15 protein-coding genes are annotated in these 16417 nt (G+C 67.1%); 10 read left to right on the top strand and 5 right to left on the bottom strand.

Annotated features, from left to right (window positions below; genetic code table 11):
• Positions 1 to 116: 116 nt before the first annotated feature.
• The 4 genes from VFQ05_10305 (at position 117) to VFQ05_10290 (ending at position 3042) form a co-directional block, all read left to right on the top strand.
• Positions 117 to 956 (top strand): metallophosphoesterase, encoded by an 840-nt coding sequence (locus VFQ05_10305; GenBank protein ID HET9327155.1) that lies wholly within the window; start codon positions 117 to 119, stop codon positions 954 to 956.
• A gap of 92 nt (positions 957 to 1048) precedes the next feature.
• Complete coding sequence (locus VFQ05_10300) at positions 1049 to 1543, top strand: DUF255 domain-containing protein (protein HET9327154.1); 495 nt, start codon at positions 1049 to 1051, stop codon at positions 1541 to 1543.
• A 36-nt stretch (positions 1544 to 1579) separates the two neighbouring features.
• Entirely contained in the window at positions 1580 to 2059 is a 480-nt protein-coding gene (locus VFQ05_10295; GenBank protein ID HET9327153.1) for a redoxin domain-containing protein, read from the top strand.
• 68 nt (positions 2060 to 2127) lie between these two features.
• On the top strand, positions 2128 to 3042 hold the full coding sequence (locus tag VFQ05_10290) for a sigma-54 dependent transcriptional regulator (GenBank protein HET9327152.1): 915 nt from the start codon (positions 2128 to 2130) through the stop codon (positions 3040 to 3042).
• Positions 3043 to 3052: 10 nt separating this feature from the next.
• Here VFQ05_10290 and VFQ05_10285 read toward each other — a convergent pair whose 3' ends face one another.
• On the bottom strand, positions 3053 to 3658 hold the full coding sequence (locus VFQ05_10285) for a hypothetical protein (protein HET9327151.1): 606 nt from the start codon (positions 3656 to 3658) through the stop codon (positions 3053 to 3055).
• Between the two features lie 531 nt (positions 3659 to 4189).
• Between VFQ05_10285 and groES the strand changes: the two genes are divergently transcribed.
• Positions 4190 to 4483: a co-chaperone GroES gene (gene groES, locus VFQ05_10280; GenBank protein HET9327150.1), complete on the top strand. Its 294-nt coding sequence runs from the start codon at positions 4190 to 4192 to the stop codon at positions 4481 to 4483.
• A gap of 60 nt (positions 4484 to 4543) precedes the next feature.
• Positions 4544 to 6196, top strand: coding sequence for a chaperonin GroEL (groL, locus tag VFQ05_10275; GenBank protein ID HET9327149.1), 1653 nt, complete (start codon positions 4544 to 4546; stop codon positions 6194 to 6196).
• A gap of 78 nt (positions 6197 to 6274) precedes the next feature.
• Here groL and VFQ05_10270 read toward each other — a convergent pair whose 3' ends face one another.
• The gene (locus tag VFQ05_10270; protein ID HET9327148.1) at positions 6275 to 9004 is read right to left on the bottom strand and encodes a zinc-dependent metalloprotease; all 2730 of its coding nucleotides are present in this window, start codon (positions 9002 to 9004) and stop codon (positions 6275 to 6277) included.
• A 517-nt stretch (positions 9005 to 9521) separates the two neighbouring features.
• On the opposite strand from VFQ05_10270, the gene efp reads away from it, so the two are divergent.
• Positions 9522 to 10079: an elongation factor P gene (efp, locus tag VFQ05_10265; GenBank protein ID HET9327147.1), complete on the top strand. Its 558-nt coding sequence runs from the start codon at positions 9522 to 9524 to the stop codon at positions 10077 to 10079.
• 9 nt (positions 10080 to 10088) lie between these two features.
• On the opposite strand, the gene VFQ05_10260 is transcribed toward efp, so the two are convergent.
• The 3 genes from VFQ05_10260 to VFQ05_10250 form a co-directional block, all read right to left on the bottom strand.
• A complete protein-coding gene (locus VFQ05_10260; protein ID HET9327146.1) occupies positions 10089 to 10301 on the bottom strand; it encodes a PspC domain-containing protein in 213 nt (70 codons plus the stop codon).
• A gap of 16 nt (positions 10302 to 10317) precedes the next feature.
• Positions 10318 to 11415, bottom strand: a complete 1098-nt coding sequence (gene rho / locus VFQ05_10255; GenBank protein ID HET9327145.1) for a transcription termination factor Rho — start codon at positions 11413 to 11415, stop codon at positions 10318 to 10320.
• A gap of 438 nt (positions 11416 to 11853) precedes the next feature.
• Positions 11854 to 12408, bottom strand: a complete 555-nt coding sequence (locus VFQ05_10250; GenBank protein HET9327144.1) for a cob(I)yrinic acid a,c-diamide adenosyltransferase — start codon at positions 12406 to 12408, stop codon at positions 11854 to 11856.
• A gap of 108 nt (positions 12409 to 12516) precedes the next feature.
• On the opposite strand from VFQ05_10250, the gene VFQ05_10245 reads away from it, so the two are divergent.
• The 3 genes from VFQ05_10245 to VFQ05_10235 all read left to right on the top strand — a co-directional run bounded on the left by VFQ05_10245 (position 12517) and on the right by VFQ05_10235 (position 16343).
• A complete protein-coding gene (locus VFQ05_10245) occupies positions 12517 to 15225 on the top strand; it encodes a GreA/GreB family elongation factor (protein ID HET9327143.1) in 2709 nt (902 codons plus the stop codon).
• Between the two features lie 248 nt (positions 15226 to 15473).
• Positions 15474 to 15656 (top strand): hypothetical protein, encoded by a 183-nt coding sequence (locus VFQ05_10240; protein HET9327142.1) that lies wholly within the window; start codon positions 15474 to 15476, stop codon positions 15654 to 15656.
• Positions 15657 to 16343 carry a phenylalanine--tRNA ligase beta subunit-related protein gene (locus VFQ05_10235; protein ID HET9327141.1) on the top strand — a complete coding sequence of 229 codons (687 nt, stop codon included), beginning with the start codon at positions 15657 to 15659 and terminating at the stop codon, positions 16341 to 16343. It begins immediately after the preceding gene.
• Positions 16344 to 16417: the final 74 nt, after the last annotated feature.

Raw genomic sequence — 16417 nt, 5'->3', positions numbered from 1 at the left:
AAAGTATCCGTGGCGCTCTGCGCGCGGGTCAAGAGCTTTTCTGAACCGGCGCGCTTGTTGCGTCTCTGCAAAACGCTCGGATAGAGTCGATCCTCTTTCGACGGTTCGAGGTCCTCGTGTCTCAGTGGTTCTTCACTTCCGATCTCCATGGACAGGGCGCGCTCTACGAACAACTGGTGGGGCTGGTCGCCGCGCACACGCCTCGCGCGGTGCTGATCGGGGGCGACCTCTGCCAGCATGCCGCGGGCCCCGAAGGCGTGGCGCATCAGCGGGTTTTCCTGCAGGGGACGCTGGTGGAATTCGCGCGACGCCTCCACGAAGCCTCGCCCGAGACCGAGCTGCTCCTGCTGATGGGCAACGACGACTGGGCCGCCAACATGCCGTCACTGGAAACGCACCATGGCCGTCTATGGCACGTGCTCCACGAACGGGTGGTGGAGATCGGCGGCGTGCCGGTCGCAGGATTGTCGTGGGTTCCGATCACGCCGTTCGCGATCAAGGACTGGGAGCGCTGGGATGATGGCGAATTCGAAACCCCCGCGCGGCTGGACGGATGGTCGAGCCGCACCGGCGCCGTGACACCGTGCCGATTCGATCCCGAAACGCGCACGCCGACCATCGCGGCGGCGCTGGAGGATCTGGCCACGCGAGCTCCCGCGGACGACACGGTGTTCGTGCTGCATTCGCCGCCGCACGGCACGCGCTGCGACGTCATCCACTCGGGACGCCACGTGGGCTCGCGCGCGATCCGCAGGTTCGTCGAGGCGCGGCAGCCACCTCTGGTGCTGGCCGGCCACATCCACGAGTCCCCTCGGACCTCGTCCTCCTATCGCGATGCCCTGGGACGGACCATCGTGGTCAATCCCGGGCAGTTCGGCACGTCCCGATTGTGCGGGGTGTGGTTCGATCCTGCGGCTCCGGCCGCCACGTTGCGCCATACCGTCTACGACGCTTGAGCCCGTCAACGCCGCGTCAAATGCCGGCCGCCGGGGGGGCTCTGGCGGGTCTCGTGCTAGACTTCTTGGCCGTCGCTCCCTCCGGAGGAACCGTGAAGCTGCCGCTGCTCCTCTCCGCCCTGCTCCTCGCCTCGTCGGCGACCACCCTGCAGGCCGGTCCGGACAACGTCGCGTGGACGAGCTGGGACGAAGGGCTGCAGCAGGCCCGGCAGCTCAAGCGCCCTGTCCTCGTCGACGTCTATACGCAGTGGTGCGGCTGGTGCAAGCGCATGCATCGCGATGTGTATTCGCGTGAGGACGTCCGCGATTACCTGAGCCAGAAGTTTGTCACCGTGAAGCTCGATGCGGAGGCCTCCGAAGGAGCCCGTTACGAAGGACGGCCGTACACGTCGCGGACGCTCGCCAGCCACTTCCGGATCACGAGCTATCCCACGACGCTGTTCCTGAAGTCGGATGGCGAGCATCTGGTGAGCGTTCCAGGCTACATCGAGGCCGACAAGTTCCTGCTCCTCCTGCGCTACATCGGCGACGGACATCTCGAACGTGGCGTCACCTGGGACGAATTCACCGCCAAGCGCGGCAAGTAGCCCGGGACGGTGATCGAGCCGCAACGAGGAGTGGGTATGCAGGCCACGGCATCAACGGAAGTCGGACAAGTCGCTCCGGAATTCAGGCTCAAGGGACCCGGCGGCCAATTCGTGACCCTCTCCGAATACCGTCGCAAGAAGAACGTCCTGCTCGTCTTCTACCCGCTCGCGTTCTCGCCGGTGTGCTCGCACCAGCTGCCGATGATCCAGAAGGATCTCGAGCGCTTCGATTCGCTCGATACGGAAGTGCTGGGGATCAGCGTCGACAGCTACTACGCCAACCAGGCCTTCGCCCTGCATCTCGGCCTGTCGTTTCCGCTGCTCTCCGACTTGTCGCGCCAGACGTCGATCGACTACGGAATGCTGATCGCCGACCGTTTCTACTCCGAGCGCGCGCTCTTCCTGATCGACCGCGAAGGGCGGATCGCCTACCGGGACGTCAGCGCAGATCTCGACGAGATCCCGAGCAACGATCGGGTGTTCGAAACGCTCGAGCGTCTGCGTCGGCCTTCCTAGCCGGCTGAGCGTCTGCGCCTCCGCTCGCGATGCACAGGACGCACGATCGGCAGGCGGGTTCCGAAGCCTTGATCGCTTCTTCGCCGGCGATGGGGCGCGTGCTGGAGCAGATCCGTCATCTGGCGCCGACCCGATCGACGGTCCTGATCCAGGGCGAGGCCGGAACGGGCAAGAGCCACGTGGCGCGCGTCATCCATCAGCAGAGCCCGCGCCGCGACGGCCCTTTCGTGGAAGTGAGCCCAGCGGCTGTCCCCCATGACCTTCTCGCCACGGAGTTGCTTGGCGTGGAGTCGCCGGGAGGCCAGGACCAGCCCGGGCTCCTGGAGCGCGCGGATTCCGGCACGCTGTTCGTGAAAGGCATCGATGAGATGCCGTTGCCGGCCCAGGTGCATCTGCTGCAGGTCCTCGCCGATCGCGACGTGGTGCGTCAAGGCTCGACGCAGCGGCGCCGGCTGGATCTGCGGGTGATCTCGAGCGCACGGCGCGATCTCGAAGGCGAAGTGCGCGACGGCCGCTTCCGCGGCGATCTCCACCAGCGGCTGAGCGTGGTGGTCATCCATCTGCCGCCGCTGCGCGAGCGGCTCGAGGACATTCCGCTGCTCGTGGAATTCTTCCTCCGCGAGCTCCGCCGGGACCATCACCGGCGGGTGAGCGGGCTCACGCGCGGGCTTCTCGAGCGCCTGGCCCGGCATCCGTGGCCGGGGAACGTGCGTGAGCTGCGCGCGGCGCTCGAAGGCATGGTGGTCTCCGCCCGCGGCAAGCGAACCCTCGATCTCTCCGATCTTCCGCTCGGATGGAAGGACGCCGATGGCCAGACGAAGGAGATGCGGTTGACGGTCGGCATGTCGCTCGAGGAAGCCGAGCGCCGATTGATCGAAGCGACCCTGAAGGAGACCGGATTCGACAAGCCACGATCCGCGGCCCTTCTGGGAATCGGCCTGAGGACGCTCTACCGCAAGATCCAGCGCTACCGGATCTCCTGACCGGATCCCCTCAGGGCCCGGCGCCTTCGAAGATCGCGACCCGTGGCTTGCCGTCGAGGTAGCCGGTGCTCACGATGCCGCGGACTTCGACGCGGTCATGCAGCCGAGGCTCGCGCAGCGTGCTGTACACCACCACGACGTCCCGACCCTGACGCAGCTGGAACGCGCGGCCGCTGCCGACCTCGAAGGTCTCGAGCACTTCGCCGCGGACCGCGACCGTGCGTCCTTCGTAGGTTTCGGGATGCCGAAGGATGCTGCCCAGCGAAGCGCCGGTCTCGCCGGGCCGCGGCAAGAAGAAGTAGGCCGAGAGCGCGGCGGCAACGACCAGCAACCCGACCTGGATGCGACGCTGGGTGGCGATCGCTTCGCCCCACACGAGATACCAGGGCTCCTGGAGGGGCTGGAAGACCGGTTCCGATCGCGCGGGAGCCGTGAGCGGCGCCTCGTCGGCGAGCGGGAGCTCGGAGTCGAGTCCGACGTCGGCGGCCATCACGCCCTCCTCGGTCTCGATGTCGGGAGGCGCCGCCGTGGGGACCACCGTGAGCCGGGGAACGCTGCTCGACGCTCCGGACCAGCCCTTGGACGGGCCAGCCTTGCCGCCTTCGATCACCCGCAAAGGACGGGGCTGGGAGGGGGGCGCTTCCGCGAGAGTCGGACGGGTGGGCTCCGAGGGGTCTCGATCGGCTTGGAGAACGTCCTCAGAGCCCACCAGCCATTCCGGACGCTCGGCCCTCCCGGGAAGAGAGGGCGTGGCTTCGGGCCGGGTCTCGAGATCTTCCGGGCGCTCCGATGGATCCGGTTGGGCAGGCATGGTTCGCTGGTTATCGGCCACCTCCCTGGGATGTCTTGAGGGCCCGCCAATCCGAGCTTGCAAATCGATCCCCGTAGTGACACATTGGCGGAGCCCTTTGTCGACCGCCAAATCAGCTCTGCCATTTCGGCACAATCGCAGGTGGCCGGCGCGGCGTTCAAAATCCATAACGTGTTTAGTTTGCAATGTCTTGGCCAGTGTTCCGTTGACCCATTCACGGCCGGGCCTTAGGTTGGCTCGCCCGAGGCCGGTCGCGGAAGGCCGGCTCAGTGACGTTGTCGTCGGAGACAAGTCCTTCGTTCCAACTTGCCCATCCCGGGCTCATTGGAGGTAGCCATGAACGTTCGACCTCTTGCCGACCGCATTCTGGTTCGGCGCATGGAGGAGCAGGAGATGAAGAAGGGCGGGATCATCATTCCCGACACCGCGAAGGAGAAGCCTCAGGAGGGCGAGGTCGTGGCGGTCGGTCCTGGCCGCATGACCGAGGACGGGAAGCGCATCGCCATGGACGTGAAGAAGGGCGACCGGATCCTCATCGGCAAGTACAGCGGCACGGACGTCAAGATCGACGGCACCGAGTACACGATTCTCCGCGAGGACGACGTCCTCGGCATCCTGTCGGAGAAGTAGGCAAGACCTTTCCCGGCGCTCCTCGAGCGAAGGGAGTCACGATAGACCCAAGGAGGTCATATGGCTGCGAAGCAGTTGTTGTTCAGCGAGCAGGCCCGCGCGCAGATTCTCGCCGGGGTCGAGCAGCTCGCGAGGGCAGTGAAGGTCACGCTCGGTCCTCGCGGCCGCAACGTGGTCCTCGACAAGAAGTGGGGCTCGCCCACCGTCACCAAGGACGGCGTGACGGTCGCCAAGGAGATCGAGCTCGACGAGCCGTATCAGAACATGGGCGCCCAGATGGTGCGTGAAGTCGCCTCGAAGACCTCCGACGTGGCCGGCGACGGCACCACCACCGCGACCGTCCTGGCCGAGTCCATCTTCCGCGAAGGCCTCAAGAACGTCACCGCCGGCACCTCGCCGATGTACATCAAGCGTGGCATCGACAAGGCGGTCGAGGTCGTGGTGGCGGAGCTGAAGAAGCTCAGCAAGGACGTGAAGGACAACAAGGAGATCGAGCAGGTCGCGACCATCTCCGCGAACGGCGACAGCTCGATCGGCAAGATCATCGCCGAGTGCATGGAGCAGGTCGGCAAGGACGGCACGATCACCGTCGAAGAAGCGCGCTCGATCGACACGACCAAGGACATCGTCGAGGGCATGCAGTTCGACAAGGGCTACATCTCGCCCTACTTCGTGACCGAGAAGGAGAACATGGAGGCGGTCCTCGAAGACGCCTACATCCTCCTGTACGAGAAGAAGCTCTCCGGCATGAAGGACCTGCTGCCGGTGCTGGAGAAGATCGCCCAGCGCGCCAAGCCGATGGTCATCGTGGCTGAGGACGTCGAGGGCGAGGCGCTGGCCACGCTGGTGGTCAACAAGCTGCGCGGAACGCTCAACGTGTGCGCGGTGAAGGCGCCGGGCTTCGGCGACCGCCGCAAGGCCATGATGGAGGACATCGCGGTCCTCACCGCCGGGAAGGTCATCTCCGAGGACCTGGGCATCAAGCTCGAAAACGTGCGTCTCGAGGACCTGGGCCGTGCCAAGCGGATCGTCGTGGACAAGGAGAACACCACGATCGTCGAGGGCGCTGGCAAGAAGGCCGACATCCAGGGCCGGATCGCGCAGATCAAGAAGGAGATCGACGACACCACGTCCGATTACGACCGCGAGAAGCTTCAGGAGCGTCTGGCCAAGCTGGCGGGCGGCGTGGCGGTGATCAACGTGGGGGCCGCGACCGAGACCGAGATGAAGGAGAAGAAAGCTCGCGTCGAGGACGCCCTGCATGCGACCCGCGCGGCGGTCGAGGAAGGCATCGTCCCGGGTGGCGGCGTGGCCTACCTGCGGGCGATCCCAGCGCTCGAGCGGTTGTCGAAGGAGCTCGAGGCCGAAGAGCGGGTGGGCGTGAACATCGTCAAGCGGGCGATGGAGCAGCCGCTCCGCACCCTGTGCGACAACGCCGGCCTCGAGGGGTCGGTGATCGTCGAGAAGGTGAAGGAGTACAAGGGCGAGGAGAAGTTCACCGGCTACGACGTCGACAAGGAGAGATACGTCGACATGTTCAAGGCCGGCATCATCGACCCGACCAAGGTGTCGCGCAGCGCGCTGCAGAACGCGGCGAGCGTGGCGAGCCTCCTGCTGACCACCGAGGCGCTCATCACCGAGATTCCGGAGAAGAAGAAGTCGCCGGCGGCTCCTGGTGGTGGCGGTGGTGGTTACGGCGGCGAGGACTTCTAGACTCGCCTCGCAACAGACGACACGGCCCCGGGATCTCTCCCGGGGCCGTTCGCTTTGAGCACTTGCGGAGCCGTCCGCTCAGGGCGTCGCAGATCCCCCTGGCGCGCCGGCCGCGCGAGTCACGTCCGCCTGACGGCTCGCGTCGAGAGCTCGCTTGATGCGCGCGCGCGTCTCGAGCAGATGAGCGCGTGTGTAATCGCCCATCGGCCCTTCGCCTTGCAGCGACCGCGCCGCGCGGGCATCCACCCGGGTGAGCTGCAGCCGCGCCAGCGCACGGGCGTCGTCCGGCAATCCTTGCGGCGGGCTCACCACCATCTGGCTCAGCCGGTCCACGTAGGCGCGCTGCACCTCGCGACGGGTGGTCGGGCCGTCGAGCGCCTTCATCCCGGCAGCGCTGCCACCGCCGACCTCGCCCCACAAAGCACGAGTCAGGCGATCCAGGTAGTCGCTCATCCGGAAGGACTCCGCGGAACGGTTCTCCGCTTCACGCAGCCGCGCCAGGAGATTGGGCGACAGCAGCGCGTTGAGGAGGCCGGTCTGGATCGCCAGCGCCTTGTCGTTGAGGTTGTAGTCGAGCCGCGGTCCGGTCCACACGCCGAAGTTGTCGGCCACGCCCCAGTGCGACCAGCGATCGGGCGCCAGCCGGTTGAGGAGCGCGGGCGAGACCGCGAAAGCGTTGGCCGCGAAGCCGCGGTCGGCGATGAAGGCCAGCGCTTCGCGCTGCTTCGCCGCGGCGACGGGCACCAGCGGATCGCCGGCTTCCGGCTGTCCTCGGTGGTTCCGCGACTGGAACTGCCCGCCGATGTACTTCACGCCGAGGTTGAGCGCGATGCCGTATTGCTCGAGCAGCCCATCCATGGCGCGGCGCAACACCGGGTACTCGCCTTCGGCGCCGAGGATGCGGCTCTCGAGCGCGTCGTTCTTCCACAGATCCGCCACCCAGGCCGCGCGCTCCTTGGCGAACGAGAGCGGGTCGCTGCCCAGGTCCCAGATGTTCGAGCGCGGATCGATCGCGTCGGGCCCGTAGGTGTCGGGATCCGGCGTGTACTCGTGGCCCGCCCGGTTCGATTCGCCGGCGATCGCGCGAACGACCGCGTAGTCGGCGTCGGAGTCCTTGGCGCCGGAAGGCGTATAGCCGTAGCGGATCATCCAGATGTCCGCGGTTCCCGGCGTGTCGCCGTAGTAGTCGGCCTGCCGGGCCCGGTCGCGCGCGATGTTCGGCGTCGCGTAGTCCATCACCGAGCCCATCATGCCCTTGTCGTGGGTCCACGACACGTCGTGCAACTTGTCCATCGGGGTCGCCGTGCTCGCGCGGAAGTTGTGCGTGAGGCCGAGCGTGTGGCCGACCTCGTGGAGCACCGTGTGGACCAGCATCTGCTCGACGAACTCGTCGCGAATGGGACTGCCGGGAGCCGCCGTGCCGTCCATCTGCGCCGACAGGTGCGCGAGCGTCATCCCGACCGAGCCTCCCGCGGCCGCGTCGCAGCGCAGCTCGGCCGGCAGCGGAGTCTCCGCCTGCCGCAGCATGGGGGACTCGAAGACCGAGCCCGTCGGGCCCACCATGTCGCGATAGATGCGCCAGCGCCGCTGCACGATCGACGCCTCGAAGAGGATGTCGGCGTCGAGGATCTCTCCGGTCCGCGGATCGATGCGCGAAGGCCCGATGGCTCCGAATGACGGCTCCGACGAGGTGATCCAGCGGATCGTGCTATAGCGCACGTCGGCCGGATCGTAGTTGGGATCGTCCGGCGCATCCTTGGCAATGATCGCGTTCTTGAATCCGGCGGCCTCGAAAGCCTTCTGCCAGCGCTCCACGCCCTTCTTGACCGCGGACCGATAGCGCTCGGGAACCGTGCGGTCGATGTAGAAGACGATCGGTTTCACCGGCTCCGACAGCGCCGCCGCCGAGTCCTTCTTCTCCAGCCGCCAGCGAGTCACGTAACGGCGCCAGAAGTGCTCCTGGTCGTCACGGCTGAAGTCCTTCACCGCTTGCAGGAAGTACCCGGTCCGGTCATCCGCGAGCCGGGGCATCATCGGAGTCTCGGGCAGCTTCGAGAAGCTGTAGTGCAGGGTGACGCCGATGTAGCGATCGTCGGGAACGGTGTTGAGGTTCAGGTTCTGGCGATCGTTGGGCGAGTAGGTGAGCAGCGCCTCGATCTCGACGTTCTCGGGGAAGCTCTTGGCGCTGGTGATCGCGGAGCGCTCCTTGTCGAATCGCACCGGCTTGTTGTTGAAGCCCGAGCGCATGAACTCGGCCATGTCGGCGATGTCGCTCACCAGGAACGGCGCGAGATCCACCAGCACGGCCTTGCTCTCGTCGTGGATGCTCTCGATCTTGAGCGAGGCGATGACCGAGTTGCCGAACGAAAGGTCCTTGGCCTTCTCGATCGCGCTGCCGCTCGGCGCCACGAAGCGGGTGTTCTTGTCGAGGACCAGCACCCGATCCCCGGAACGGTGGAACTCGAGCAAGCGGTCGTTGAAGATCGAGAGACCTCCGAGCACGAAGTCGCGGCCGATGCCTCGCGCGATGCTCCAGATGCCCAGCACCGGCTTGTCGAACTGATCGGGCCGAATCTCGGCGTAGAGGTTCTCGCGCTTCTGGTACAAGGTGAAGAAGCCCTTTTTCACCTCGGCGTCCTTGGTGACCTTCTTCCAATCCGCGTACGGCTTGTCGGCGGCGGGGGGCGCGGCATCCGATGAGCCCTTCTTGGGCTTCGGCGCCGCGACGGCGGTCAGAGGGGACAGCACCAGGGCCATGACGACGACGAGGAGCCGGGTCGCGCCCAGGTGGGGGTCTCGGAGCGACATGATCGAAGGACCTCCAGAATGGAGCCGAGAGAGAGCAGCGTGATCGGGATTGCGGCCAGAGAATAACGGGCCCCGGGCGCCCCGATCGAGCCCCCACCACCGGCGCGGCAGTTGGCGACACGTGCGGCGGTAGGCAAGCCGTAGGCGCGGAGCCCTAAGCGGGCCCGGTGAGGGTGCACCAGACGCGAGGTCTGACGCCTCGGGTCCAGACGCACCCCGCCGCGGGTGATGCCGGACAAAGGCTCGCTAGGTTGGTGGCCTGCCGGCGACCCCTTCGACGCCTGGTGACAGTCGCCGATTCGCCGAGCCGGACGGTCTTGACCAAACTTCTACGGGGCTTGCGAGATCCTGAAATCCAGGCGCGGCGTGGCATTCCTGAACGCTCGAGCGTGCTGGGTTTGCGCGCGGAAGGGGTCGTCGGGCACAATGCTCCGCCGCTTCGCCGCCGGGTCACGCGGCGTTCATCCCGCTCGCATCCCCTCGAAACCGGCCTCTCGGAGGGCCTAGGGAGACTCTCGTGATCGTCGCCACCCAGCTCAAGGTCGGCATGGTCATCATGCACAACGGAAAGCCGCACCGGGTGACGAACGTGCTGCACGTCACCCCGGGCAACTGGCGCGGCATGGTGCAGACCCGGCTCGTGAACATCGAGACCGGCAGCAACACCGAGCAACGCTTCCGGTCGGAAGACAAGCTCGAACGCGCTCGCATGGAGGAGCACAGCCTGCAGTTCAGCTACCGCGCGGGCGACGACTACCACTTCATGAACACCGAGAGCTACGAGATGGTCGCGCTGCCGGCGGAAGTTCTCGGTGACGCGGTGAACTACCTGATCGAGGGCATGCTGCTCACGGCGATGTACTTCGAGGGCCGAGTGGTGGGCGTCGAGGTCCCGATGTTCGTGGAGCTCACCGTGAAGGAGACCACGCCCAACATCAAGGGCGCCGCGGTGCAGAACACCTCGAAGCCCGCGGTCCTCGAGACCGGATTCGAGATCAAGGTGCCGCCCTACATCGAGATCGGCAACCGCGTGAAGATCGACACTCGCACGGGCGAATTCGTCGAAAGAGCCTGAAGCCGCCGATCAGCTTCCGGTCGCGGGCTGTCCTGCAGGTTCGTTGGGAATCACCAGCCAGCAGATGAGGTAAGCCAGGAACCCCGCTCCGGCGGCCAGGGCGAAGGCCACCCAGATGAGACGCGGGATGACGGGATCGATTCCCCAGTACTGGGCCATGCCGCCGCAGACTCCGGCGATCTTGCGGTCGCGCCGCGATCGATAGAGACGCCGTTCGGCCATCGCCCCCTCCTCGTCGTCAGCCCTTCAGCAGCGAGAAGATCTCGTCGTTGCTCTTCCAGCGCGTGAGCAGCTCGAGCAGCTTGGTCATCGCCTCGATCGGCGCCATGCCGGCGAGACCGCGGCGCAGCAGATGCATGCGCTGCACGATCTCCGGAGGATAGAGTTTTTCCTCCTTCCGCGTGCCGCTCTTCGGAATGTCGATGGCCGGGTAGATGCGGCGCTCGGCCAGCTCGCGCGACAGGAAGATCTCGCTGTTCCCGGTGCCTTTGAACTCCTCGAAGATGACCTGGTCCATGCGCGAGCCGGTGTCGACGAGCGCCGTGCCGATGATGGTCAGCGAGCCGCCATCCTCGATCTTGCGCGCGGCGCCGAAGATCTGCCGCGGCGCCTGCATCGCATTGGAGTCGAGACCCCCCGACATCGTCCGCCCGCTGCCCTCCGACCCGGCGTTGTAGGCGCGCGCCAGACGGGTGATCGAATCCAGCAGCAGCACCACGTCCTTGCCTTCGAGCACCTGCGTGGCCACCACCTCCATGGCGTGCTCCGCCGTCGCGATGTGGTCCTCGATGCTCATGTCGCTCGAGGCCGCGATCACGTTGGCCGGCGTGTTGCGCTTGAAGTCGGTGACTTCCTCGGGCCGCTCGTCGACCAGCAGCGCGTAGATGCCGACGTCGGGGTGATTGAAAGCGACCGAGGAAGCGATGACCTGCAGGATCCGGGTCTTGCCGGCCTTGGGAGGCGAAACGATCAGGCAGCGCTGTCCTCGTCCGATCGGGGCGATGAGATCGATGGCGCGGCCCGTCAGCCGATCTCCGTAGGGCGGCGAGCCCTGACCCGGAGGCAGCTCGAGGATCAGACGCTCGGTGGGATCGAGAGCGACACCGGCCTGCTGCAGATCGCGCAAGACCTCCAGCCCGCGACGCTTCTCGCCGTTCCGGCCGCGATCTCGCCGCCTCTGCGGCGGGCGGCCCGACATCGTCGCCGGTCCCGCGTTGTTGTTGTTGTTGCTGCCGTACGGCGCGGGAGCGTTGTTGTTGGGCCGATTGCGCCGCGAGCGGCGGCGGCGGCGGCCGCCTCCCGGCCGTGGCGCCTGCTGGGCGGGCGCGCCGGCCATGGGCGAGGAGCCTTGCGGCGCTCCTTGAACGGGACGAGGACCTCGGGGACGGCGACGACGTGGTCTCATGGCACTCCCGCGATTCGGCGCGGGCTCCGTAGTTGGGGATGCGTACGCCATGGGACGCGCATCGTGCGCGCGCCGTGACGCAGTGATCCACACCTTCCGCTCATTCGCCGTGACCAGGTTGCAGGTTTCGAAGCACGGCGGAATCGTCAAGGCCCGGTGGACGATCATCGGCCTGCTCGCATCGAGCCGCGACCGCTTCGCCCGGATTCTCACGAGCGATGGAATCGGTCAGCGCGGGGATCCACCCGCGGCGTGGAGCGTCGGTCGAACAGGAACCTTTCGGCTCTCCGTTCCCAGGTCTCCTCGGAAGGCGTGGCCGCATTATCTCCACAGATCCGAAGCGATGTCCAGCGTGTCCTCGAGAGTCGCTCAGCCGCGGTGGCCGGAGTGCCACGGAGTCTCGGCAATTCCCTCGCGGTGGTTGCACCAGCGCGCCATCACGAACAACAGGTCCCCGAGACGGTTGAGGTAGCGAATCAGGCGCGGCTCGACCGGCTCGATCTCCGCGAGCGCGACGACGCGTCGCTCGGCCCGCCGGCATACCGCACGACTCTCGTGGAGCTGAGCTCCGAGGAGGCCGCCGCCCGGCAGGATGAATTGCGTGAGTGCTTGAAGGTCGCGCTCGAGGCGATCGATCCACTGCTCGAGAGACGCGACGTCCGAGTCATCCAGCCGCTGCAGCTGGCCCAGCATGGCCGGCGCCGTGGCGGCCAGCTCGGCGCCGATCTGGAAGAGCTGGGCCTGAACGGGCGCCAGAGACTCGGCCAGCCATTGCTCGCGATCGAGTGCGCGCGCCATGCCGAGACTCGCGTTGAGCTCGTCGACCGATCCGTAGGCCTCGACCCGCGGGGCCGACTTGCGGACGCGTCCCGGGCCGAGCAGGCCGGTCGATCCATCGTCGCCGGTCCGCGTATAGATCTTCACGAGGAGGCAGTCTAGCACGGGCTTCGCACCGGACCGGCGCGGGTTGCGACCAACCACCCGCTTGCCGCATCATCGTCGACCCTTCCCACGGAGAGCCCAGAAGCGTCCATGCCCATTCGTGAAGACCTACCGGAAATTCTGCGCGGCGAGAAGCATGCCGAGCTCAGTCCGGAATCCCGCGCGGCCCTCGAGTCGCTGGCCGCCGAGGCGGCGGCCAACGACCAGACCGCATTCGTGCGCGACGAATGCGCGGCGCGGCTGAAGCAGCCCGGCGCCAGCCCCGCCGTGGATTACCTGCTGGCCGCCGCATGCGCGCTTCGCGGCGAGCGAGAGCGCGCGCTCCAGGCCCTGCTCTCTCTCGGCGACCGGCTTTCGCAGTCCAGACAGTGGGAGCCACTGGCCGCGGTGGCGGAGCGAGCGCTCGAGCTCGACGAGACGGCCGCCGGGGCGCGGCTGCTGGTGCGTGCGCACGAAGGGCTGCGCAAGGATCCCGAGCGGGTCGACGCGCTGTGGCGCGCGTGGCGGATCCTGCCCGATGATCTCGAGCTGGGATTGCTGCTGGCGGTGCGGCTCGGCGACTCAGGCCAGGCGAGCGATCGCCGCGCGCTGCTCGCCGAGCTCGCGCCGCGCTTCGCCGCCGAGGGTCGCTACGCCGGTCTCGAAGAGGCGGCTCTGGAGTTCGTCGAGCATCTCGACCTCGAAGCGCTGCGGCACGTGATCGAGGTGATCCCGCAGGTGGCGGCGAAGGGCGCGGTCAAGGAAGCGAAGACGCTGCTCGATGTCGCATTCCCACCGCTCGCGGCCGCGGCGCAGGCCGGCGAGGTCGAAGGGACGCTGCGAGAGATCGTGCGCCAGGCCTTCGCGGCCGGCGGCCCAGCGGCCGCGGAGTCGTTTCGCGCGGCGGTCGTCGATGCGATCCGCCAGGGCACCGGACAGAAGCTCCCGGACGCGGCCGCGGTGTTCGCCCTCTGCGGGCTCTCGGACCATCTCAAACCTCTGACTGCCTCGCTCGAGCGCTACGATGCGATCGCCGTCCTTCCGCCCGGCCGCGCCGTGCTTCACGGCTCGTTCGGAGCCGGCCGCGTCGCCGCGAACGACGCCGAGAACGTGATCATCGACTTCACTCGCTCGCCCAGCCATCGCATGCCCTACGCGGCCGCTCGCCGCAGCCTCACCCCGCTCGCGGAGGACGACTTGCGGCTGCTCCGCTTCACGCAGCCCGCGGATCTCGAGCGCCTGCGGAAGGAAGAGCCCGCGGAAATCCTGGTGCGGGCGCTCGTGGCGATGGGGGGCGAGGCGGACGCGCAAAAGCTGAAGCTCTTCCTGGTGGGGAACGGCCTCGTGCCGGCCAACGAGTGGACCACGACGTTCCGGCGGCTCAAGGCGGCGGCGGAGAAGGACCCGCGCATCGACCATGCGCGGGCATTCGAGCAGCACTACCGGCTCGAGCCCGAAGGCAAGACACCGGCGGGGGAGGAAGAGCAGGTCCCGCTGCCCGCCCTCGAGCCAAGGAAGCCGGTGAAGGCCAATCTCGCGACCATGCGTAAGTTCCTGTCCCAGCATCCAAATTCGGAGAGGGCGCTGGGCCAGCGCTTCGGCCGCTATCTCCTCCGCGCCATGCTGGACGAGGAGGCCGATCGCGCCGATCGCGCCCGGGCGGGGCTCTACGTGTCTCGCTGGTACCCCGAGCGCATCCCCGAGTGGCATGCGGTGCTCAAGACGCTGTGGGATCAGGGGCTTTCGATCTCCGATCTCTCGGGTGAGGAAGAGCAGAAAGCACTGCTCGAGGCATCCCACGTCGCCGGGGTCGAAGCGGATGCGATTCTGTCGGGGCTCGACTCCCGCTTCTCCTCGGTGCGCGAGCTGGCGGCGCGGCGCCGCGAGGCGCTCGATCCGGCCGGCCGCGGGGCATTGCGTCGCACGCTGATCGATCACGCGCCGCGTTATCCACAGGCCGCGCTCCGCCTCATCGAGCAATCGCTGGAGTCGCAGTCTCCGGGGCCTGAGCCCTGGCGGCTCCTGTGGGCGGCGCTGGCGCTGATCGAGGAGCGTCCCAAGCCTTCGCTCGCCGACAAGGTCCTGGGATGGATCAGCGAGGGTGGCGCCTTCGAGCGACTGCTGGCGGGCCAGCCTTGTACCGAGCACGAGCGCCTGAAGCTCACCGTGCTGCTGAGGCAGTGGCGCTCGAGCGATCGTTATCTCTTCCCGGCCCTCGACCTGGCACAGCGGGTCGGTCTCGCCGAAGCGGTCGCCGCGGTGCGAGCCGCGCGTGAGCGAAGCTCCCGCAAGCTCTTCGAGCAGGTGGGAAAGCAGTCGGACGTCGATCTTCCGGTGATGACTCGCGCCACCTGGGAACGCCTGAAGACCGAGGTGCAGCGCATGGAACGTGAGCTGCGGACGGAGCTTCCACGGACCATCCAGCGAGCGCGCGAGCTCGGAGACCTGCGCGAGAATGCGGAGTACCACTCCGCCAAGCTCAAGCAGGCCAATCTCACCAAGCAGGTGGAAGCGCTCCAGAAGCGGCTGGCGACGGCCCGCTTCGTCGAGGACGCCGAGCAGACGGACGGCGTCGCCGGCCTTGGCACCCAGGTGGTCCTCGAGAGCGATCAGGACCTGGTGACTTACTGGATCCTCGGGGAAGACGAGCACCATCACGGAGAGCAGGTGGTCTCGTTCCAGGCCCCCGTAGGCCGGGCGCTGATGGGGAAAACCATTGGCGAGGAAGTGGCGCTCGGCGATCGCACCTATCGCGTGATCTCGGTGGAGCGCAAGCTGCCTCCAAGCGCGCCGCGCGAGCCCGCGGCGAAGAACGGTTGATCCCGGGCGGCGCGCACGCACCTCTTGGTCGACGCATCGTTCGAGTCAAGACCTTTCTTCCAACTGCTGTTGCGTGCGACGCATGCGACAGAAATTTTTTTTGCGATTTTTTCGTTGATCTCACCGTCGATCAAGCTATGTTCCGCCACGTGATCTTCTCCGCTCGCCGCGGTCGGATGGCCACGGCGGGGTAAGTGCCTCGGACCCGCGCGATGCGCGCGGACGGACTGCGGTGGGCGGCGAAAACAATGATGTTCGGCCGCAACGTCGGCGCGACCGTTGCGTCGTCCGACCGGTTGGTCGGAAAGGGAGTTCCCGCCGCCCACACCGCTGCCCGCGCACGATGCGCGGTGACAGACGGTTTCTGGAGGATCATCTTCAACGCCGGCAGTGCCGTCTTCTCGGGCGTTGTTTCTGACGAACGGTTCTGAATGCCGCTACAAGCTCGTGCCTCGGGGCTCCAGCTGATCGTCGACGAATCGCTTCGAGGAACCCTGGCTCTCGGGCTCCTCGAAGCCGAAGGCACGCGCAACCAGGGATTGCCGCCTGCATTCGACGAGGAGCGTGATCGTCTGATCGGGCGCCTCACGTCGCATTACGCGGGCAAGCAGCCTGCCGATATTCCGGGCGTCGCCGAGACCCGCGCCCTCTTCCACCGGCTCGACATCGACCCCACGAAGTCGCGTCCGAGCAGCGAGGCATTGCTGCGCCGAGTGCTGCAGGGGAAAGGTCTGCCTCGAGTCAACGCCGTGGTGGACGTCTGCAATCTCTGTTCTCTCGAGCATCAGCTGCCGCTCGGTCTCTACGACCGCGATCTGGTGAAGGGCTCGGTGCGGGTGAGGGTGGGGCGGGACAACGAAGGTTACGCCGGCATTCGCAAGCAGTGGGTCAATCTGAGCGGCAGGCTCCTCCTCGCCGATGACGACGGGCCTTTCGGGGCGCCGACGTCCGACTCCAGGCGAACTTCGGTGAGCGCCGAGACCAGGAACCTGCTCGTCGTCCTGTTCAGTCCGCCGGAGCGTGCGGGCGCGCATTTGTCGGCGGCGCTCGAGCACATCGCCGACCTCCTCACGCGGCACTGCGGCGCGGCCGTCACCGCCGTTCGCGTCCTGCAGTAGCTCGATCTCGCCGGCGCCGCCGCCTTGACCCGGCCCGGTCGCTGGGCGAGTCTCCTCGTTCCCCCCGTTGTGCG

Source organism: Candidatus Eisenbacteria bacterium, assembly GCA_035712145.1.
Taxonomy (GTDB): Bacteria; Eisenbacteria; RBG-16-71-46; order RBG-16-71-46; family RBG-16-71-46; genus DASTBI01.
This window is presented reverse-complemented; position numbering and strand designations above follow the sequence as displayed.